This is a genomic window from Actinobaculum suis (genome assembly GCF_900618115.1).
Taxonomy (GTDB): Bacteria; Actinomycetota; Actinomycetes; order Actinomycetales; family Actinomycetaceae; genus Actinobaculum; species Actinobaculum suis.
Window position 1 is genome coordinate 292192 of the sequence record NZ_UYIO01000001.1, and the last position, 21145, is coordinate 313336.

The following is a 21145-nucleotide window of genomic DNA, read 5'->3' on the forward strand; positions in this document are numbered from 1 at the left end:
CCAAAGAAGGTGGCCGTTCAATGAATTTTGCGGCGCAAATTTCTTGAAAGTATAGGAATAAAAGCACTATCAGAGCTGCGTTTAAGGAATTAGTAAACGCGTGGAGCTGTTTGCGCAACTCCAGGACTTTAGTGCCAATCCGGCAGGTGGGTGGCGCTAATTAATACACCTGCATGATTTGGTAATTAAAGAGCTTTGGCGTGCGTAAAATCACAGACGGCGAACGGTGGGCGAGAAAGTAAAAGGAGGCTCCTTTTTTCGTAGTGAATGCCGGGCAGTTTGTTTTTCGTAGTGAGTGTCGGGAGGGTTACCGCAGTTGCGCCTTTGGCAGTCATGCGAAGTGGGTGTAAATGGCAGCAGTAATGCCAACTCTCTAAAGGTGAGAGAGGTAGTTGCTCTATGTGTACGGGGACGGCAGAAACGGACGCGCTTTGCCCGTGAGATTGTCGCCTACCCAGGCAAGCATCATGGGTCTAGACCGAGTAATTAGGTGCGGCGCAGGTTCAGCCAGCGAGAGCGTGCACGACAGGAGGGGCGTGTTTGTCACGTAACGTCAGGTTGCGTGTTGCAAAGGAGGGGCTCTTAGTGACTCCCTAAGTGGTAGTGTTGGGTACGTCACTATGTGTGGTGAAGTGGAGGTCCGGCACTAATTGCTGCCGCACTGGCTGTTGCAGCGGTGTCCTGCACTCTTTAATCTTGGGGAGGTCCAATGCGTCTGAAGAATGTGTTTACGCTTGGTTTTCTCGTCACTATCGTGGGCCGGGCTAGTTTTTAGGACCGGTCGGTTTGAGTGCATTGCTGGGTTTGGTGCCATTGGTTGGCGTATTCAGTCGGTGGGATAAATCCTAGGCTCGAATGAGGATGATGCGTATTGTAACGCTCTGACCACAGTCGCAGGCAGTGCGACGCGTGGGCAGGGTCGTCGAACATCTCGTCTTCTAGCAGCTCGTCACGTAGCCGGTTGTGGAAGGACTCCACAAACCCGTTATGCCAGGGCATTCCCGGTGGGATGAACGCTTCGATAGTGTCTTGCTTGGCTGCCCATTGAGTCAGCTCATGGCTGATGAACTCCGGGCCGTTATCCATACGCAACACCCGAGGTCTACCACCACGCACAGCGGCTAAATTCTCCAGCAGGTCAATCACCGCAGTAGCGGTAATTGACCGAGCGACCTCGAAACCAACATGCTCACGGGTGAACTCGTCGATCACGTTGCAGATCTTGAAGGTTTTGCCCTGGTAGTCACTATCAAACTGGAAGTCCAGCGCCCACACTTGCCCCGGACACGCCGCTGGCTGCGTGCGGGGTGTTGGCACGGGCAAGCAGCGTCGCTTAGCAGCTTTGCGAGGAAAGACCCGCAGACCCTCCTGGCGCCACAGGCGGCGCACCACATCACGGCCACAGGTAAAGCCGGCCTGTCGGGCTTTCACCCAAGCGCGGCGATAGCCCCAGCGTCGGTACTCACCAGCGAAGGTGACCAGCCAACTGCGCAGAGCGGCGTACTTATCCGCGCTTGGCTCCTGGTGGCGTTTGCGGGCGTTGTAGTACGCCGCTCTGGATACCCCCGACGACCCGGCAGGCAAAGCGCACCGAATAACCCACTGATAGAGCGTAATCGATGGCTTCATACCTGCGTGCCGGGGTCAGAATTTTCCCTCCGCAAGCTCCTTCAGCAGCGCCTTTTCCAACTCGGCTTCCCCGAGTAAGCGCTTGAGCTTGGTGTTTTCTTCCTGCAGCTCTTTAAAGCGGCGGGCTTCGCTGCGGGACATGTTGCCGTACTGCCTGACCCAGCGATGGTAGGTTGCCTCGCTAACGCCAAGTTCACGGCAGACTTCGGCCACAGTACTACCCGAGGCCTTCAAGGCCCGGGCTTTCTCGAGCTTGGCCACAATCTGCTCAGGGGTGTGCTTCGAGAATTTCTTCATGATTACCAGTCTTCCTGCCCAACAGGGGCTGTCACGGAAGACACGCTCAAATCACATGGTCTATTTAATCCAGCCCAGGCCAGTGATGTATTGAAACGCTAAATATTAGGATAGTCATGAATAAGCCATTGAATACCGCTATTTTCACCGTTTTTACCCTAGTCGCTATTGGGTTGCACTCACCGCCACCCTCTGTTGTCGATACCATCTCCCCTGATGATTCACTAGCTTTAGTTGCCGAGTACGGTAATGCCCATTCGTCAAGAGCGATTTACAGTGTCGGCGGCGTAATTTCAGTCGACGGGCCGATGCTATACGACGATGCCGATGCGGCCACATCGCAGTGGGTGGCAGCCGCGCCCTCGGAGGCTCAGATCTTTGTTTCAAATTGCGGCCTGCACACGCCAATCACCAGCGCAAATTACGACGACTGGTGGGAGTGTGCGATGGAATACGCCGAGGATGTCCCTGCGGCACTGTGGCATCTGTCGCGGCTCAAGAACACATTCCTTCAGGAAGAGTTTGAAGAGGTAATTGAGTCCTGGAGCCAAGACCCCTCCAATACCACCGTTGCCGATCTGGGCGGATATCTTCCCTTAACGGATAACAACTCCGAATTGCTCGCAAATTTGGATGAAAGCCAGAGCCTGGGCGGCCCCACTAATGAGCTAATATACAAGCACAACTATTTGAATGCACGCAACTACGCAATACAGTGGGCATGGTCCCCTAATCCTTCGTACACAGATTTCAGTCGACGCGGTGGAGACTGCGCAAACTTTGTATCCCAAATTATGCGTGCCGGAGGGCGGCCTGACAACAATTCCTGGTCGCCTTATCGTCCAGCTTGGATCCGCGCTAATTCTCTAGCGTCACATCTTGGTCTCGCGCCAGGGCGAGGGCGCTACACAGACTTCGCAGGATTTAAGGCGCATGCCTACACAAACGCGGTTATTTTTGCGGATTTCGATGGTGATAACCATTATGACCATTCGGGTTTCCTCGTCGAAGCCAGCGGCGAAAACCGACTAGTGGCTCAGCACACTAAGAATTATCTTGGGTGGATGATTCCAGACCATAGGCAACCTGGTGTTGCGAAGGGATGGCAACGATCGAGCGCATGGGGAGTCGTTATTGGATGGTAGTAGGAAGTAGATTTCTACTATTTGGCTAGCGACTTCGCAGATTCCACATTCCGCTGGTTTCCGCACTTTTCGCTACACCATCTTTCAGACATTGCCCACTGACCAGACAGCGGGTGACGGCAATATAGTCAGTGGGCAATGTCTTCATGGACCTGACCCCCTGTTGGTGGACATAGGCTAGCCCCGGCGTTCAGCCGGAGAAAGGTAGTCTTCTACCATGTCCCGTAAAACATATTCCGCGCAGTTCAAGAAAGACGCGGTAGCCGCGTACGAGTCCAGCGAGGCTTCAATGGCGCAGGTTGCTTCTGATCTGGGAATTAATCGTAATTCGCTGCAAAACTGGGTAAACCAGTTTGGCACCGGGGTGCGGGCCAGGCGGCGCAAAGAAGCAGAGGCGGCGCGGGTCTTATCTGAAGCAGAGAGAATCCGACAACTCGAAAAGGAAAACGCGCTTTTGAAAGAAGAACGCGATATTTTGCGCAAGGCGGCGCAGTATTTCGCGAAGGAGATGGGCTTGTGATCCGCTTCAAGTTCATCGAGGACCACCGTACTGAGTTCTCAGTCAAGCGGATGTGTACCGTACTGAAAGTAAGGCGTTCTTCCTATTACAAGTGGGCCGCAAATGCGGCCCGGCGCGAGCAACAGGTATACGCTGACGGGCTGCTAGGGGAGCGAATTCGGATCGCTTTCGAGGCGGAAGGTGGCTTGTATGGTGCTAAACGTATAGCCGCGTTGCTTACTGCGCAGACCCCGGACCAGCCGGTAAATCACAAACGCGTAGCACGGGTGATGAAAGCTCTCGGGTTGGCAGGTTTTACGAAAAAACGTCGTGTTCGCACTACTGTCAGTGATCCACATAAGCGGGTCTTTGATGATCTTCTCGAGCGTGATTTCACCGCGGCCAGGCCTAACGACAAGCTTGTCGGGGACATTACATATCTTCCCCTTGCCGGGCAAAAGAATATGTATCTGGCTACTGTGATTGACTGTTTCTCCCGGAAACTGGTCGGTTTTGCGATTGCAGATCACATGCGTGTTGAACTCGCCCGAGAGGCATTACTGATGGCCGCAGACCAGCGAGGATCCTTGCGTGGAACGATTTTCCATTCTGATCACGGCAGTGTATACACCTCCTCTGTATTTCAAGAAACATGCCGCCAGTTGGGAGTACAACAATCCATGGGAGCTGTAGGCAGTAGTGCCGATAACGCGCTGGCAGAGTCATTTAATGCAACGCTCAAACGAGAAGTTCTCAAAAATGCGAAGGTTTTCCCCAACATGCTCTCCTGCCGCCGGCAGGTCTTTGCGTGGTGTACTCGGTATAACACGAAACGATTGCACACCTGGTGCAATTACCAGGCCCCAGACACCTTCGAAAAACACGCGTCAGCTACACTTGACCTTGCAGCATAAACACCACCCCCATGTCCACTTTCCGGGGGTCGGGCCCCATCCCCCTGTTTTAAACCATAGCGAAGGGGTAGTTTTAGACCCTCGGCAGAAGAGATCCTGCAAAAGGGCGGTCTTTGATTCAAGTGAAGGTCCGCCAGACGCGCGCCTATCGGCACTCGGTTTTTGCAATCTCATCGTTCCCCGGGACTTCCTGCCGATCAATTGCCCCTTATAATCCACATTCACATACGCTGGAGATATGGCCGCAGCTCATTTCTCAGCGATGCTCTATTTGAGGAGCTCATCATGCAAACAAAATCCAAAATCGGGCTCGCGGTAGCGGGCGTCGTAGCCGTGGTGATTGTCTGCGCGGTCTTCTTTTTCCTGAAGTATGGGAACGGAGCCGATAGCGCATACAACACTGTAGTTACCTACGGCGATAAACATTCCACGAGTGCAACCTACCAAATCGGCGATGGTATCGAAGTTGACGGCTTGCCGATGTACGACGACGCCGCCGCGGCCTCCGAAAACTGGGAGAAAGCGGCTTCGGACGAGGTAAAAACGCTTACCGGTGACTGCCAGGTTTCCCTGCCCGTCACCGCCGATAACTTCAATGATTGGTGGAAATGCGCGATGGACCATGAGGCCGAAGTGCCGGCCACTCTCTGGCACTTCTCGCGCCTGCAAAACACCTTCCACGCCTCCGAGGTTGAGGCAAGCCTGGCAAAGGTAAAAGCCAATCCAAGCTCCGAGAACCTCGCAGAGCTGGCCGGCCTCTTGCCGGGAACCGAGAAAAATACCAAGGCTTTCGCTTCCGCTAAAGCTGAAGCGTCCACGGCCAAAAACTAGTTTTTCTCCGGCCTTCCCGGCCCTCGCTTCCCAGCTTGGTGCCGCTCACCGCGCCCGTGTTCATACGCGGGCGCGGTAGTTTTTCCGGGCCAGCTGGAGGCCTACGGATTCGAAAATAGCGCGGGCATGAAGTGCCCCAGGTCTTGTTCCGTTTGAGTAGATGGGAAAATTTGGAACATGCCGAGGAAATTTGACCAGGATGCGAAGGACCGCGTTGTCCGTCTCGTAGAAGACCGCATTATGGCGGAGAATATATCCATGCAGGAAGCGTGCAAGATTGTGGCACCCAAACTGGGCGTCTCATGGCACACAGCTCGCCAATGGACGCAGGCAGCTCGCCGCGAAGGACGAGTTCCCGAGCGTCTGCCTGAAGACCTGGCTGCTGAAAATGCCAGGCTACGCCGCGAAGTTCAGGAGCTACGTGACATAAACGAATTGCTGAAGGCCGCATCGGCTTTTTTCGCGTCAGAACTCGACCCCAAACGTCGGAAATGATCCGATTCATCGATAAACAGCGGGATCGTTTCACAGCCCGAGTTCATCTGCCAGACGTTAAGGAATCATCGTGAGGGAGGATTTATCACCTCGCGCGGGTACCGCCAACACAAAGCACGTGGCGTGAGCGCTCGCCGCCTTCGCGATGCTGCCCTCGTGGAACGTCTTCGCGAGGTTCACGCTGGCAATTACGGCGTTTACGGCGTGCGGAAAATGTGGCACGCGCTTCGACGTGAAGGTATTGATATTGGTCGCGAACAGACTGCCCGGTTGATGCGCCTGGCTGGCCTGTCCGGAAAGGGAAAAGGTGGTGCACCCATCACCACCCGTAAGCCTACGGGCCCGGATGCGCGACCTGACCTCGTTAACCGTGAATTCAAGGCCTGTGGACCCAACCGTCTATGGGTCGCTGACATTACGTACGTCCGCACGCGAGGCGGCTTCGCGTACACGGCGTTCGTGACTGACGTGTACTCCCGTCGGATCGTCGGGTGGGCGTTGTCCGATTCGATGCGTACCGAGGCGTTGCCGCTGCAGGCGCTGAATCAAGCCATTGTGTGTGCCAAGGACACAGCGGGCCTTGTTCACCATGCACATCACGGATCGCAATACGTCAGCATTGTCTACAACGAGCGTCTAGCCGAGCACGGAATCACGGCCTCTACTGGGACGGTCGGTGATTCCTACGACAATGCCTTAGCCGAAAACGTCAACGGTTCCTACAAAAATGAAATCATTCATACCCGCACTTGGAACGATGTGGTCGACGTAGAAATCGCGACCTTCGAGTGGGTCACGTGGTGGAACGAATCAAGGCTTCACCAAAGTCTCGGCTACCGTACGCCGGCAGAAGTAGAAGAAGAGTTTTGGACTAGCAACCCAAATCACGAGAGAATGGAAATCAAGGCAAATGCCTAGGAACAAAACCCGGGGCACTTCACGGCCGGTGCGTAGGGCGCGTGTGACTTCGAGTTTGAGGGAGCCTTTGGCTTGCACGTAGATGGCTTGGTAGATCGTTTCGTGGCAGGCATGCATAGCCTTATTATCCGGGAAAGTGCGCGTGAGCCAAGCAGATATTTGTTCCGGGCTCCAGGGTTTAGCGAGTTTGTTTTTCACGGCTCTAAAAAGGGCTGGGTTGGCTAGGATTTTGGGTTGTTTGGGACGGCGTCGTCGTTCTTTCGTGGGTGGCGGCGATAGAAGTAGTCCGAAAGAAAGATGATGAAGAGGCCGATGAAGACACCATTAAAGAACATCGACCATCCCCATTCGGTGATGGGGAGCACGAGCTCTTTCGCCGCGAACAACAACCCCAGAGGAACGCTCATCACGGCATCAAGTGCAAAGCCACACGCACCCGTCACCGTTGTGGCAAGGGGACGCACACCCAGGTAAGCCGCCACGTAGATCACGCAGGCCACAGCAAGAAACCAGAGCGATAAGCCCGAGTGTCCGCTGACTGCCTCCACCCCAAGGCCGGTGGCGAACCCACCACCAATGAGTAGCGCAAGCGTCAACGCGCGCGATGCCAGATCAGGGTACGAGCTCAATCGCATGTCTGCCTCCTATACTGCAACCAATTCTACGTAGCTCATAGACGAAGGGAATCGGACCTATGGATGATTCGCGCCCTGCGTGACGGTTGGGGTGGGTCCGGTCCCGGATCGTATCGACGTCGGGGCGCGCCGCTCGCGTCAGTGCCTGCCCTACGGGTCGGAGGAGAAACATCGGGTCGCGCCATTGTTCTGGATCTCTGAAGACAACCTGCCGGTACGGGTCGTGCGTGATCATGTCCCTATGGTTTTTGGCGGCGGCAGGGTTTTTGGAAACCGTGGAGGGTGATGTCGTCCACTACGTCCATATCGAAGCTCGCATCGAGCAACTCGGTGAATGCTTCGACATTCATGAGATTGCGTTCGACAGCCTTATTTGGTGGGCAGATCGATATGGCGTGATTAGTGCTCCCCGCGCAGGCGGGGATGAGCCCCGGCGCGCTATCCGCGCTCAGCTCACCCCGCTAGGTGTCTGATTTCTCAGTCCAACTAATGGGGAGCAGTTCAACACGTGGAGGGACATGAGGAAGCTGGAAAATTGGAGTATTGGAGCACTCTGACGCTTGATGGCTGCGTGCTTCTTGGCTCCCGTAGCAGTTACGTACTAATCTGGTCCTACCAGTACCGGCTCGCCACGTCTTCGGATGTGGTCAGAGCCGGTCATCATGTGCCGAGGGTGTCCTATCGGAACAGAGAGGCCAGGCCTCTGGCGCAATCGTGACCTAGTGCGTGCTCGGCATCAGTGTGCTATCATGGATGTCAACACGACCGGTTCCGCTGCCCATCTCGGGAGTCCAGGGCCGGTCTCTTTCTATCTTCACGAGGCCGCATGGGGACAAAGCCGTTCAAGAGCTATGAAGAACAGGTCAGCATCCTCCAGTCACGAGGATTAGGCATCGACGATCCGGCTCATGCTGCCGAAGTTCTGCGCACACATAACTATTATCGGTTATCGGGTTACTGGCACTCGATGCATCAAGTAGATCCCCAAACACGTACGGCACTCGATGTTTTCAAGGACGGCGCCACCCTCGATCTTGTCCTCGCGCTCTACGACTTCGATGCTCGATTGCGTCACGCGGTTTTTGCGAACCTTGCTCCCATAGAGCTAGCGATCCGTTCATTGCTGGGCTACCACCTCGGGGCACTTGACCCCCTGATTCATCTCGATGCATCGAAGCTCAATGCCACCGCGAGCAATCCTTCAAAGCGCACTAAGGGCGCTACTGACAGCATGTTGCTACCGACCAAGACGAGTACACCAAACAGATCAAACGCATCGAGGCCGACAATAACCACGCCACCAACCGATTGACGAACCTGGAGACGCAGATCAACGAGCGCCAAGTCAAACACAAGGCCTTGCTCACGGCATACGACCAACTCTCAAGCGCACCGATTAGCGCGTTCCAGCCAACCCAGTGGACAGCCTTGATCGACCACGCCATCGTCAGGGGAGAGGCCATTGAGTTCTTCTTCCGCGACGGGCGCAGGATCACCATCGACCTGTAGAACTGTTCCGCATAGCTGAGCCCGCCTCATATGAGGCGGGCATTTTCATGCCCGTAACTAGCCGTCGCTCAACCCGCCAACGCTCTGACTAGGGAAAACACGAACTCGCCGACGCTTGCCGAGATCTAGGCCCCTTAGGGCATACTCGCTAAACGCAACCCCGGCCTTATCAAATGCGACGTCATAGTGGAGCGGGTGACGGGAATCGAACCCGCCTCTGCAGCTTGGGAAGCTGCCGTTCTACCGATGAACTACACCCGCAAGCAGTAAAACTGCAACGAGCAACGAGCTAAAACCGCTGCCCAGCTCGAATAGCCACTAAAGCCATCGAAACTTACTGCCGCAGCTAAAAGCTCGCGCTGGGATAAGAGTGTACCGGTTCGCCGCCCAATGAGCAAAATGTAGTTGCGCACGCCCTACGCCCACGTTCCGCGCGCCGTCGTCTTGCGCAATCCAGTGCCCACGTCCAGCGCGCCCAACCCGCATCCCGCGCACCCAGCCCGCACACGCCGCGCCCGCACCTCGAAACGTGCGGCCACAAACGGCCTAAATGTGCCAGAATCGAAGGCGTGCTACTGTCTGACGTTGATATTTACGAGTACGTGAAGGCGGGCGAGATTACTTTGGATCCTTGGGATCCGAAGATGGTGCAGCCCTCGTCCATCGATATTCACTTGGACCGTTTTATCCGGCTTTTCGATAACCACCGCTATCCGGTGATCGACCCTGCCGAACCGCAGGAAGAGCTCACGCGGCTGGTGGAAGTGCCGGCCGATGGCGATTTCGTGCTCCACCCCGGAGAGTTTGTGCTCGGCTCTACTTACGAACAAGTAACGCTCGGCCCCGGCGTCGCCTCCCGTTTGGAAGGTAAGTCCTCCCTGGGCCGGCTCGGGCTGCTCACTCACTCCACCGCCGGGTTCATCGACCCCGGTTTTTCCGGGCACGTGACCCTCGAACTGTCTAACACCGCCACGATGCCAATCCGCCTCTACCCGGGCATGAAGGTCGGCCAACTCTGCTTCTTCCAGCTATCGTCTCCAGCCCGCCGCCCGTACGGCGCCGGTGCGGAAGGTTCGCGGTACCAAGGTCAGCGCGGCCCCACCGCCTCGCGTTCGTACCTTAATTTCCACCGGATCGACGTCGGCAACCACCCGCTCGACCCCGCCTAACGTAACGCGGTAGTGACGTAGCGCGGTACTAGCGTAGCGCGGTACTAACGTAGCGCGGTAGTAACGTAACGCGGCGCTCCCGGGTGCCGGCGTCCCGCACGTGCACCTAACGTTGTCCTAGAAACATTCGCCGCGGCGGCGACTTCCGCGGCGTCCCGTACGTGCACCTAACGTTACGCTCCGGCCTAATTGCCAGCTAATTACCAGACCCTTTTCTTCTCACACACTATGGCTTTCAAAGCGCTCTGCACATAAAATGGTACGGTAATTTGCTCCGCTACCACCTGGGAGCACCGCACACCGAAAACACTAAAACCGCACGCAAAGCGCATATAAAACCGCACACCATGTACGCACTGGGAGGGCCATGCCAGTTCTACTTCCGCTATTTTTCTTAGGTGCCCTGTGCGCGCCGCTGATCATGAGCCGCGGGAGGGGAGGCTTTGCGGCGCTCTCACTTATTCCGAGTGCTGCGTTCATTTGGCTTCTCACGCTCATTCCCCGTACTGCCCGCGGCGATTTTTATACCGTAGACATCCCGTGGATCCCACAAATCGGGCTCAACTTAGACATTCGGATCGACGTCCTTTCCCTCGTGCTCGCGCTCATTGCTTCCGGAGTGGGCGGGGTCGTGCTGTTCTACTCGGCACGCTATTTCAGCCGGGAAGCTTCCTATCTGGGGCGGTTCGGTGCGATTTTCCTCGCCTTCGCGGGCGCTATGCTCGGCCTGGTAACCACGGATAACACGCTGGCCCTATACGTGTATTGGGAACTCACCACCATTTGTTCCTTCCTGCTTATCGGCCACTATTCCGACCGTGCTTCTTCGCGCCGCGCCGCCGTGCAGGCCCTCGTGGTCACTACTTTTGGCGGGCTCGCCATGCTTGCGGGCATTGCGATTTTAGGGGAGGCCGAAGGTGGATCTTATTCCGCGGCGGCCCTAATTGAAGCCGCGCAAACTGGCCGCCTCGCCCCGCAACAGCCGGGCCTCATTACCGCGGCCATTGTGCTCCTACTGTTGGGCGCGCTTTCCAAATCGGCGCTCATACCTTTCCACTTCTGGCTGCCCGCGGCCATGGCCGCACCCACCCCGGTTTCGGCGTATTTGCACGCCGCTTCCATGGTGAAAGCCGGCGTCTACCTGGTGGCACGCTTCGCCCCCGGGTTTGCGAGTAACCCGGTGTGGCATTGGTTGGTCACGATAACCGGCGTCGTTACCTTGCTCCTGGGCGGCTACCGGGCCCTCAAACAAACCGACATCAAACTGGTAATCGCTTTCGGCACGGTTTCCCAGCTGGGGCTCATAATGCTTTTCGTGGGTTACGGCGAACCAACGATGCTACTTGCCGGGATGATGCTTCTGCTCGGCCACTCGCTATTCAAATCCGCACTATTTCTTTCCGTGGGGGTTGTGGACGTATGCACCGGCACGCGTGACCTGCGCGAACTTTCCGGCGTGGGTAAGCAAATGCCGAAGGTGGCGATTTGTGCGGCGCTGGCAGATATGTCCATGATGGGCCTGCCACCCTTTGCCGCTTTCGTGGCCAAAGAAGCCGCGCTCACCCACCTGTGGGGCGGCACGCTGGCAGATACGCTCGTGCTCCTCGGTATCGCCGCCGGTTCGGCCCTCACCGTGGCCTATGGTCTGCGTTTTTGGTGGGGTGCGTTTATGAGCAAACCGGGCGTAGCGCCGACGCCGGTGCGGCCCGCTTCCTACGTCATGGTGATACCCGTTGCGGTGCTTTCCCTGCTCGGGCTGGTAGCCGGCTTGGCCACCGAGCCGCTCAATAAATTCCTTTCCGTACATATCGACCAGTACGTGCCGGCCGGTTCGTACGGCGAACTACATTTGTGGAGCGGTATTACCGGGCCGTTTGTGCTGACTCTCGCCATTATTGCCGCCGGGATTGCGATCTTTGCGGTGCGGGAACAGTGGACGGCGTGGGGCCGCGCGCACCGCTTCCCGCTTTCCATGGAAAGCATTTACCACCGGATTATTTCCTCGCTGGAACGCGGCTCGACGATCGTCACCTCCCGCACCCAAACCGGTTCCCTGCCCGGCTATGTACAAACGATTTTCTGGACCCTCGTGATCGGCCTGCTGGTAGCGATCGCGGTGGGAACGCCGATTTTGCCGGAAGGCGTGCGGGCGTGGGATGGTTCAGTGCAAGCCCTGGTAGCAATCGTGGGTTGCGGGGGCGCCATTTTGGCGGCCCGGGCCCGCCACCGCCTGAAAGCCGTGATCCTCATGGGCGTGGCCGGGTACGCGGTGGCCCTCACCTACGAACTGTACGGTGCCCCGGATTTGGCACTCACCCAGGTGCTTTCCGAAACCCTTACCCTCGTGGTATTCGTGTTGGTTTTGCGCCGCATGCCGATCTATTTTTCTTCCCGACGCCGCCACCGGTTCCAGGTGCGCCGCATCGCTTTGTCAGTATTAGTAGGCGTGCTCTTTGCCGGCCTGGCCATGCTCATGGCCGGCGCGCGCATACACGCCCCGGTTTCGCAGAATTTCGCGGCGGAAGGTTTCAGCTTCGGCTACGGCAAAAACATCGTGAATGTGACGCTGGTGGATATTCGCGCGTGGGATACCATGGGCGAAATTTCCGTGATCGTGGCAGCCGCCGTCGGCATTGCTTCCCTCCTCTTTATTAGGGACCGCGCCGGCGGTACCGATCGGCTTCGCAACGTACTGGGCCTTTACAACGAAAACCGGAAGCAACAGCAAGAAGAAATGGCCCGCGATCCGCAAAGCTACCTGATGCACGCGCTGCGCCGGGACGAAAACGAACGGAAAGAGGGGAGGGGCCGGCGCTGGTTGGCTTCAGACCGGCGCCCGGGCGTCACCAGCCGGCCGATCATGTTACAGATCGGCACCCGCGTGGTATTCCATTCGATCATTATTGTTTCCCTATTCTTCCTGTTCTCCGGGCATAATCTGCCCGGCGGAGGATTTGCGGGCGGACTGCTGGCCGGTATTGCCCTGGTATTGCGCTACCTGGCCGGCGGCAGATTCGAACTCGGCGTGAGCTTGCCGGTACTGCCCGCGCATTTGACGGGCTTTGGCCTGGCACTTGCCACCCTGGCCTGCCTGGCCCCGATCGTGCTGGGTGGCACGCCTTTGCAAACCGCGCGCGTAGACCTAAACATCCCGATCTTCGGGGACGTGCATTTCACTACCGCACTAGTTTTCGATACCGGGGTTTACCTGGTGGTGCTCGGGCTCGTGCACGAAATCTTGCGTTCCTTGGGCGCCGAAATTGACCGGCACGGCGAACGCGAAGCCGGGCTCTTGCCAACCGAACCGCGGCTAGTACCGGCCGCCGATTCCCGGCGAGACCTGCGCGAAGAAATGCAATCACACGAAGAAGCGCGGCAGCGCGCCGAAACCATGGGCACCTACTCGCCGCTCCCATTCCGCGCGAAAGGTAGCGGCGCGAACGGTAGCGCTGGCGGCACGCCCGCGAAGGCGACCGCTACGGCAACCGCGAACGGTAGCGCGCCCGCAGCGGTGGCGCCTAACCGCGGAGCGAACAGCGCGTCTGCCGCTCCAACCGCGAAAGGTAGCGCGCCCACCGAACCCACCCCCAGCGAAACAGGAGGAAACCGTGACTAGTTCACTTACTCTCGTCATTATGTGCGGCGTGCTGGTCGCGGTTGGTGTCTACCTGCTTATGGAGCGTTCGCTCACCCGCGTGGTACTCGGCATTTCCTGCCTGGGCAACGGGGTGAATATTATGTTCCTCATCGCGGGTGGGCGGGCCGGTAACCCGCCTTTCGTGGAGCAAAGCCAACCAGATTCGTGGTCGGATCCGCTGGTGATGGCCATGATGCTCACCTCGATCGTGATTACCTTGGCCACCACGGGCTTCCTGGCCGCCATGGCCTACCGCACTTGGCAGTTGCGGGATAACGACGAAGTGCGTGACGACGTAGAAGATCGCGCCATCGCCCTGCGCTCCGAAATCAGCGGGCACGTAGACGAAAGGTCCGAGGCTGGTACCGATCTGGAACAAACTTCCGAAGAGTTCCGGGATGAAACCGAAGGTTCGGAAAGTTTCTTCAAACCCGCCGGCCGCGTGGTGCGCCGGTGGGTGCGCCGGCAAGGCGTTATTTCTAATCCGGATGCAACCCGCGGCACGGAAGGGCGGCGATGAACGTAGCATTACTTCTCCCTTTGCCGATCGTCCTACCGCTATTTGCGGCGGGCGTGCTCCTCGTTTTGGGGCGCCGGCGCAATGCCCAAGCCTGGACGTCCGTAGCCATAATGAGCATTGTCTTGGTCACCTCGATTATTTTGCTCATTGGCTCAGCAGATGGTCCGGTGGTGCTCGACGTCGGCAACTGGGCCGCCCCGGTAGGTATCTCTCTGGTAGCAGACCGGCTTTCGACGATCATGCTCGCCACCTCGGTAGCCGTCACCCTCCTGGTACTTATCTACTCGATTTTCCAGGGCGTGGCAGACGGCGAACGCGGCGCCCCCACCGCCGTCTACTACCCGGCCTTCATGATCCTTTCCGCCGGTGTTTCCGACGCCTTCCTTACCGGTGACCTTTTCAATATGTACGTGGGCTTCGAAATGTTGCTCACCGCTTCCTTCGTGCTCCTCACCATGGGCGGCACTTCGGAACGGATGCGTTCCGGTTCGGTGTACGTGATCGTCTCCCTCGTTTCCTCCATGATTTTCCTGGCCGGCTTGGGAATGACGTACGCGGCCGTAGGTACCGTAAACATGGCGGACCTCGCCATAAAACTGCCCGAAATCGATCCCGGGATACGCCTAATTTTGCAAGTCATGTTCCTGGTAGCTTTCGGCCTGAAAGCCGCGATCTTCCCGCTTTCCGCCTGGCTGCCGGATTCGTATCCCACTGCTTCCGGGCCGGTGACCGCCGTATTTGCGGGCCTGCTCACCAAAGTGGGGGTGTACGCGATTATTCGCACCCAGTTCCTGCTCTTCCCCGGCGGAAAACTCGATACCGTGCTCGGCGTTTTCGCGATCGTCACCATGGTGGTGGGGATCCTCGGCGCCATCGCCCAAGAAAACGCTAAACGCCTCCTCTCCTTCACCCTGGTTTCCCACATCGGTTACCTCATTTGGGGAGTTTCGATTGGTAACGCCGCCGGGCTTTCCTCCACGATCTTTTACGCCATCCACCACATCGTGGTGCAAACAGCACTGTTCTTGGTGGTCGGTTTGATCGGCTGGGTAGCAGGCACGACGTCGTTGGTGAAACTCGGTTCGATCATGAAGGCAGCTCCGGTGGTAGCGGTTCTCTACTTCCTGCCCGCCATATCCCTGGGCGGAATCCCACCATTCTCCGGATTCCTCGGCAAAATCGGGCTTATTGAAGCCTCCGCGGAACGGGCCACCGGGCTCGACTACGCACTAATCGCCGCCGGGCTGATCACCTCGCTCCTTACCTTGTATGCGGTGATCCGGGTGTGGAATATGGCCTTCTGGCAAGAAGCACCGGAAGAACTGCCCGACCGCGCCTACCCGGGCGGTATGGTGGCTACCGCTTCCGGGCTGGTAGCGCTAATGCTCACAATTACCGTTTGCGCGGCCCCGATTCGCAGTTTTACCGACGGCGCCGCCACCGAACTACTGCAACGCACCCCGTATATTTCGGCCGTCTTACCAGACTATAAACGAGGTTCGGGCATCTCCCCGGAAGTGGCCGAAAAAGATCCCGTGCCCACACCCGAACCGGGCGCCACCCCCTCGGTGAAATTCCCCTTCGGGGATGAACCCACCCAAAGTGGCCCCACCGGTAAACCCAGCAAAACGCCGCGCAGCACGCCCAGCCCGGCGCCGACTACCGCGTCCAACGGAGGTGAAACGCGATGAGTAGAGCAAATGAAGCGATCCGTATCGCCACCCGCAGCGGCGGGAGATTCCCCAAGGCCTCGCTCGGCCTTTTGGTATGGCTAACCATGGTGTGGGTCCTACTGTGGGGCGAGGTGAGCGCCGGCAACGTAGTGGCCGGTTTCGCGCTCGCGCTTTTGGTAACCGAAATATCCCCATTCCCCGCCACCGATTACGACGCCCGTTTCCGCCCGCGCGCTTTGATACGCCTCTTCGCCATCTTTTTCAAAGACCTCGTGGTGGCCTCCACCCAAATGGCCTGGTTCATTTTCAAGCGGAAAGAACCGCGCGGCGCCGTGATCCGCGTACGCCTACGTTCCCAATCCGATCTCTACCTGTTCCTCACCTCCTGCATGTCCACCCTGGTGCCCGGCTCCCTGGTGATTGATACCGATGCCGATACGGGCACCCTGTACGTGCACGTGTTCGACGTCGAACTTGCGGGAGGCGTTTCCGCCGCGCACAAATCTGTACTCGACCTCGAAGAACGAGTGTTGCGCGCGCTAGCTTCCGGCCGGGAACTCGTGGCCGCGGGCTTCGTGCCTGGTGCCTCCCCGAAGGCCGGGCGCCTTCCCACGCCCTTCGCCCCTGATTCTTCCGAGGAGGCCGCATGAATGCACTGACGATCGTAATCGGGATCTGCGCGGTGATGCTGTTCATTTCCGCGCTTTTGGTACTGGTACGGATCCAAAAAGGCCCCACCGCGCTCGACCGCGTAAACTCGCTAGACGTCATGGCTTCCATCATGATGAGCGCCATTGCCCTGCTGGCCAGCCTCACGCGGCGGACGGATCTGTTGGCGGTGTTTATCGTCGTCGCCGTGGTGGGCTTCCTCGGATCCGTAACCGTAGCGCGCTTCACCCGGCCCCTCGACCCGGTAGATCCGCGCGAGCTTCGCAAAGAACAGGCCGCGCAAGCCGCAGAAACCGGCACCGACAACCCGGAAGCCGAAGATGCCGCCCCGGCCCACAACCCAGATATTGACGACGCCGCCACGGACTACGTGCCGGTAAGCGCCGAAAGTGGGAGCGGGGAAGCTGCGAGCAAACCGGGAACCCAAGGAACGCACGGAACACGAGGCGCGCGGGGAGCGCGTGACAGCCAAGGAGCGCGAGGAAGCGAAGGTGCCCCAGGAACGCCGGGAGCGCGAGGAAGCGAAGGGGCCCCAGGAACGCCGGGAGCGCGAGGAAGTGAAGGCTCCCAAGGAACGCACGGAGAGGACTCAAAATGACCTGGAATATTGTGTGGGATGTGGTCGGCGCGCTCTTTTTGATCGCGGGCTGTTCCCTAACTTTGGTGGCCTCTATCGGTATGTTTCGTTATGACGAAATGATGGCCCGGCTCCATATTTCTACTAAGCCGCAGGTGCTATCGCTAATTTTGTGCCTGATTGGTGCTATTTTCTTCGTGCGAGATGTTTCTGTAACGTGGACGCTGATCTTGGTGATCATGTTCCAACTCATGACCTCGCCGATCTCCGCCCACATGCTCTCGCGTACCGGATATCGCACCGGGCGGGTAGACACCGAAAATATGACGATCGACGAACTGCGTGAAGACATGCGTTTCCGCCACGAATACGAAACTGAGACGGACGGGAAATAAAAAACGATGCTGCTTCCCGGTTGGGAAAATGTATTTCTAAGTGGCCGGCCGAATAAGCCGGCCACTTTTCGTGTCACGAAGTGGGGAACGGCACCTAAGAGATAATGCGTAGTGCGTCACGGTGTATGTGAGCGTACCGCGAAATTGTATGTTATAAATCGTGCTAATAAAGCGTACCTCGAACAATTTCCGAGATTAAATAGTAATGGCATTCTACGAGGTGGCTGGAGAAGTTTTGGAAAAGCTACAGCACCCCCCCCGAGGACTTAAGGCCCGACCTTTTCCCGCTGATCCGCCATTTCGCGCACCATAGCCCAGGCTTGAGGATAGTTGCTAAGCTCTATTTGCATTGGACTTACCCGTCTCAATCAAGGAGGGAACATGTCGAAGAACGTGAAGGGTAAGATCGCCACGCTTGCAGGGGGGGGGCTCAGCGCTATTGCCGCTGTAGCACTCGCTTTTGGAGCTAACGCTCCGGCTGCGTTTGCAGCGCCTGGCGATCAGATTAATGAAAACGCCGCCATGCCGACCGTTGTGGTCAATGCTCCGAATATGGACATCAAGGTGCCGAACATTGAAAATGCGGAGATTGTCTACACCGTCATGACTGATACTGGCGCGAAATTCACCATCACGGATGGTGATCCGAGTGGTTATTCGCTGGGCGAAGCCACCAGTGTTGCAGTCAAGGCCGTTATTCAGGGTGAAGAGTACTTCTACCTGGCTCCGACCAACGGAGCACCGGTGAAGGAAGCTACCTGGACGCTCGAAGTTGACCGTTCTCAGTTGGATAAGGCGAACGCCGAAGCTGCTCAGCAGGAGCAGGCCAACCAGGAAGCGGCCAACCAGGAAACAGAAAAGAAGCAGGAAGCGGAAAAGAAGCAGGAAGCTAAGAAGCCTGTAACTGTTGGCCTTAACGAGGCTATGCCTACCGTCACCACGGACGGTGTAAACCGCGATATTCGGGTTCCTTCCATCGAAGGTGTCGAAATTGAATACACGGTTAAGCCCTTTACCGGTAAAGCCTTCACGATCAAGAGCGGTGACAAGGACGGTTACTCCGTTGGTGAGGGTGATGTTGTAGTCAAGGGTGTTATTACCAATGACGCCAACTTCGGTTACACCCCCACCAATGGCGCTCCGATCAAGGAGCACACCTGGACTCTCGCTGCTCCGAAGCTGATTCCGGTTGATGGCGATGTTGTTGTTTGGTTCACCGACAAGCCGGGCGTGGAAAATGACACCTTCCGGGTTGCCAAGGTTGACCACGTCAACTACTGGTTCAAGGCTCCGGGTGCTGAAGGCTGGACCAAGGTAAATCCGGATTGGCACGGTCAGGAACTTGCTGTTGGCGCTTGCGGCGGCGAATTCCTGGTAAAGGCCAAGGCTGATCCTGGTTACAAGCTTGCTTCCGTGGAAGAAGAACCGGTATGGGGTCACTTCTTCGCGTGCGATGCGGACCAGTCTGAACAGACCGAAGGTACGACCGAAGAGGGCACCACTGAAGAGGGCACCGCTCCGTCTGCTGAGGAAACTCAAGCCCCGGCTGACGAAGTGAAGGATCCGGCTAAGGATGCCGTAAAGGATCCGGCTAAGGACGATAAGAAGGTTGAGAAGAAGGCTGATCCCAAGGTTTCCAAGCCGAAGGCTGACGCCAAGAAGAAGCTGGTGAAGACCGGTGCGGATATCGCTGGTTTCGCCGGTGCGGCCGCGTTGCTCTCTGCGATTGGTGTGAGCGCCTTCGCTTACTCCCGCCGCAAGAAGTAATGCCTAATATCTTCTAAATTAGTGCGAGAATGCCGGCCCTGATCTTAGGATCGGGGCCGGCTTTTTTGACAGAAGGAAATGCACTTTGTGTTTTATAAATGGGTCCTTTAGCTCCAGTATTACTGCTTCCCGTTCTGACCGGGGAAGAATTATTGGCAGCAAGAGTTTCATGCGCATGGGCACACTCATAGCAGGCTTGTTTGTCACGCTTATCTTGGTGGCGGCAAGTTTTCTGCCGCACAGCGCGCAGGCCGATCCCAATCCGGGGCCATCCCAACCGGCCGCTACAACTGATTCCTTCCCGCTTTCCCTTGGACTTGTGGACTCCTGCGGAAAAGATGAGGATCAAGTTGTACTCCCGGAAGTTTCCGGGATCCACTATGAACAAAACGGGCAAGTAGTTTCAGGCACGGTTACTATCACTCCGGATAATCCGATCAACGTTATTCTCACCGCAGGAGATGAAACGCGGATCGTACGCACCCTTACCTGGGAAAATTTGGAACTTACAGACGAAGTTTGCGATACCGCGGCCCCTAATTCTGGTGAGGAAAAAATATCTGCGCCCGGCACCGTCATTGGTAGTAAGGATGGTGCTGATGTGGGCGGCGCAGGCGTTCCGGTGTGGCAATTTATTTTGGGTGCAGTAGGCATTATTGCCCTCATCGCCTCCTTGCTGGCCTTGCGGGCGGTAAATCGGAGGAATGAGCGCGAGGGGCGCAAGCTACGCATTCGTGCCCGGCACGTTGGTCCGGGACGCCCGACCAGCCCGGACCGGCCAGCTACCAAATAGCACCAGCTCAGCCCGAACACTCACCAAGTAAAAGCAGTAGCGATATGTACAAGTTGAGCTGTTGAGCTTTAACGGGTTGGTAACGAAAACTACCGGCAGATAAAAGCAAATAGAAACTCATGGAAGCTGCCTGCCTGATGGAAGCTGCCTGCCAGGTAGAAACTATCCGGCAGAGTGCACCTGCCAGCTGGGAAAGAACTTCCAGGCTGACAGGTGAACTGTGGCCGGGAACGCGGTAGTTTTAAGCCTGAACGGTGTGCGCCGCGCGGGGCTGATGTGGCCCGCCGTCACATGCGCATACAGGTACGTGAGGGTAGGAGTAAACGTGGATATCGGATGGAAAGTTGTGAGCGCCGGAGTGGGCCTTGTGGCCGGAGCTGTAGCAAACCGCGTAGTGGACGTGGCCTGGAAGGCCACGTTCGGCAAGGAATCGCCCAAGTCTGACGATATTGAAGTGCCGATCGTCGAAGCGGTTGCTTTCGCCGTGGTCTCCGCGGGCGTTGCTACCTTGGTTTCGCAACTATGCCAGCGCAAGGCTGCCCAGTGGTACGGCCCGGTACTGGATCGCGCCCAAGCCTAAATAGCCAGCTCTTGCGCCTCTCATCAGGCGGGCTACAATAGAGAAACATCGAAACGACAGGGGAGCGCCACGGTAGGCGCTGAGAGTGCGAAAGAACGCAGACCCTCGAACCTGATCCGGGTCATGCCGGCGAAGGGAGTCGAGATTTCTCTCCCCCGCATTTGTTGCGTGCCTTAGCTACGTCTTGGTCGCGTGTTTTGGTTGCGTCTAAAGCGGCACCTTAGCTGCGTCTAGTCGCCTCTGAGCTGTGCTTAGCCGCGCTCTGGCCGCGCTCTGGCCGCGTCTAAGTTGCGTCTTAGGTGCGTCCTGGCGGCGTCTAAGTAAAACGCGGGCGCATCTTCAGGCGGCAAGCAAATGTGGGGCCCTCCAACCTTTTCCGGAAAGGACGGAGGAAAATGGTACGTCGCGTACATAAACCAAGTAAACCAACCAGTGCCCTAACAACGAGCACTTTAACAACCGGTACCTTTACAGCCAGCGCCTTAACCAAAAT

General features: G+C 57.3%; 17 protein-coding genes, 1 tRNA gene, 2 pseudogenes and 1 riboswitch. Of the genes and pseudogenes, 17 read left to right on the top strand and 3 right to left on the bottom strand.

The window, feature by feature from the left end; translation table 11 throughout:
* Positions 1-771 precede the first annotated feature (771 nt).
* Positions 772-1929 (bottom strand): annotated as a pseudogene (locus tag H8274_RS01155) (IS3 family transposase).
* A gap of 113 nt (positions 1930-2042) precedes the next feature.
* Between H8274_RS01155 and H8274_RS01160 the strand changes: the two are divergent.
* From H8274_RS01160 to H8274_RS01175, 4 genes and pseudogenes are all read left to right on the top strand, one after another.
* A complete protein-coding gene (locus H8274_RS01160) occupies positions 2043-3071 on the top strand; it encodes an amidase domain-containing protein (RefSeq protein WP_185933617.1) in 1029 nt (342 codons plus the stop codon).
* Between the two features lie 217 nt (positions 3072-3288).
* Positions 3289-4484 (top strand): IS3 family transposase gene (locus H8274_RS01165; protein WP_185933549.1). Its coding sequence is split into 2 segments (ribosomal slippage): positions 3289-3571 and positions 3571-4484, totalling 1197 coding nucleotides; the frame shifts between segments, so codons are not numbered across the junction.
* Positions 4485-4769: 285 nt separating this feature from the next.
* A complete protein-coding gene (locus H8274_RS01170) occupies positions 4770-5315 on the top strand; it encodes a hypothetical protein (protein WP_185933618.1) in 546 nt (181 codons plus the stop codon).
* Positions 5316-5492: 177 nt separating this feature from the next.
* A pseudogene (locus tag H8274_RS01175) lies at positions 5493-6728 on the top strand (IS3 family transposase).
* A 221-nt stretch (positions 6729-6949) separates the two neighbouring features.
* Here the strand turns inward: H8274_RS01175 and H8274_RS01180 are convergent.
* Positions 6950-7363, bottom strand: a complete 414-nt coding sequence (locus H8274_RS01180) for a hypothetical protein (protein WP_049620045.1) — start codon at positions 7361-7363, stop codon at positions 6950-6952.
* Between the two features lie 233 nt (positions 7364-7596).
* Between H8274_RS01180 and H8274_RS09670 the strand changes: the two genes are divergently transcribed.
* The 3 genes from H8274_RS09670 to H8274_RS01195 all read left to right on the top strand — a co-directional run bounded on the left by H8274_RS09670 (position 7597) and on the right by H8274_RS01195 (position 8872).
* Positions 7597-7836: a hypothetical protein gene (locus tag H8274_RS09670; RefSeq protein WP_049620044.1), complete on the top strand. Its 240-nt coding sequence runs from the start codon at positions 7597-7599 to the stop codon at positions 7834-7836.
* A 353-nt stretch (positions 7837-8189) separates the two neighbouring features.
* Entirely contained in the window at positions 8190-8675 is a 486-nt protein-coding gene (locus H8274_RS01190) for an Abi family protein (protein WP_082160133.1), read from the top strand.
* Complete coding sequence (locus tag H8274_RS01195; protein ID WP_049620043.1) at positions 8672-8872, top strand: hypothetical protein; 201 nt, start codon at positions 8672-8674, stop codon at positions 8870-8872. The genes H8274_RS01190 and H8274_RS01195 overlap by 4 nt, the downstream gene beginning before the upstream one ends.
* Before the next feature lie 187 nt (positions 8873-9059).
* On the opposite strand, the gene H8274_RS01200 is transcribed toward H8274_RS01195, so the two are convergent.
* A tRNA-Gly gene (locus H8274_RS01200) sits at positions 9060-9133 on the bottom strand.
* 308 nt (positions 9134-9441) lie between these two features.
* Between H8274_RS01200 and dcd the strand changes: the two genes are divergently transcribed.
* The 10 genes from dcd (at position 9442) to H8274_RS01250 (ending at position 20652) form a co-directional block, all read left to right on the top strand.
* Entirely contained in the window at positions 9442-10041 is a 600-nt protein-coding gene (gene dcd / locus H8274_RS01205; protein ID WP_049620042.1) for a dCTP deaminase, read from the top strand.
* Positions 10042-10408: 367 nt separating this feature from the next.
* Entirely contained in the window at positions 10409-13657 is a 3249-nt protein-coding gene (locus tag H8274_RS01210) for a Na+/H+ antiporter subunit A (protein WP_185933619.1), read from the top strand.
* Complete coding sequence (locus H8274_RS01215; RefSeq protein WP_065415078.1) at positions 13650-14198, top strand: Na(+)/H(+) antiporter subunit C; 549 nt, start codon at positions 13650-13652, stop codon at positions 14196-14198. The genes H8274_RS01210 and H8274_RS01215 overlap by 8 nt, the downstream gene beginning before the upstream one ends.
* Complete coding sequence (locus H8274_RS01220; protein WP_082160131.1) at positions 14195-15889, top strand: Na+/H+ antiporter subunit D; 1695 nt, start codon at positions 14195-14197, stop codon at positions 15887-15889. Before H8274_RS01215 ends, H8274_RS01220 begins: the two co-directional genes overlap by 4 nt.
* A complete protein-coding gene (locus H8274_RS01225) occupies positions 15886-16521 on the top strand; it encodes a Na+/H+ antiporter subunit E (protein WP_185933620.1) in 636 nt (211 codons plus the stop codon). Before H8274_RS01220 ends, H8274_RS01225 begins: the two co-directional genes overlap by 4 nt.
* The gene (locus H8274_RS01230) at positions 16518-17138 is read left to right on the top strand and encodes a monovalent cation/H+ antiporter complex subunit F (protein WP_185933621.1); all 621 of its coding nucleotides are present in this window, start codon (positions 16518-16520) and stop codon (positions 17136-17138) included. The genes H8274_RS01225 and H8274_RS01230 overlap by 4 nt, the downstream gene beginning before the upstream one ends.
* On the top strand, positions 17135-17512 hold the full coding sequence (gene mnhG, locus H8274_RS01235) for a monovalent cation/H(+) antiporter subunit G (RefSeq protein ID WP_185933622.1): 378 nt from the start codon (positions 17135-17137) through the stop codon (positions 17510-17512). The genes H8274_RS01230 and mnhG overlap by 4 nt, the downstream gene beginning before the upstream one ends.
* Before the next feature lie 381 nt (positions 17513-17893).
* The gene (locus H8274_RS01240) at positions 17894-19279 is read left to right on the top strand and encodes a hypothetical protein (protein ID WP_185933623.1); all 1386 of its coding nucleotides are present in this window, start codon (positions 17894-17896) and stop codon (positions 19277-19279) included.
* 175 nt (positions 19280-19454) lie between these two features.
* A complete protein-coding gene (locus H8274_RS01245; RefSeq protein ID WP_185933624.1) occupies positions 19455-20072 on the top strand; it encodes a hypothetical protein in 618 nt (205 codons plus the stop codon).
* A 325-nt stretch (positions 20073-20397) separates the two neighbouring features.
* Positions 20398-20652: a DUF4235 domain-containing protein gene (locus tag H8274_RS01250; RefSeq protein ID WP_074662486.1), complete on the top strand. Its 255-nt coding sequence runs from the start codon at positions 20398-20400 to the stop codon at positions 20650-20652.
* A gap of 48 nt (positions 20653-20700) precedes the next feature.
* Positions 20701-20807: riboswitch (TPP riboswitch) on the top strand.
* Positions 20808-21145 lie beyond the last annotated feature (338 nt).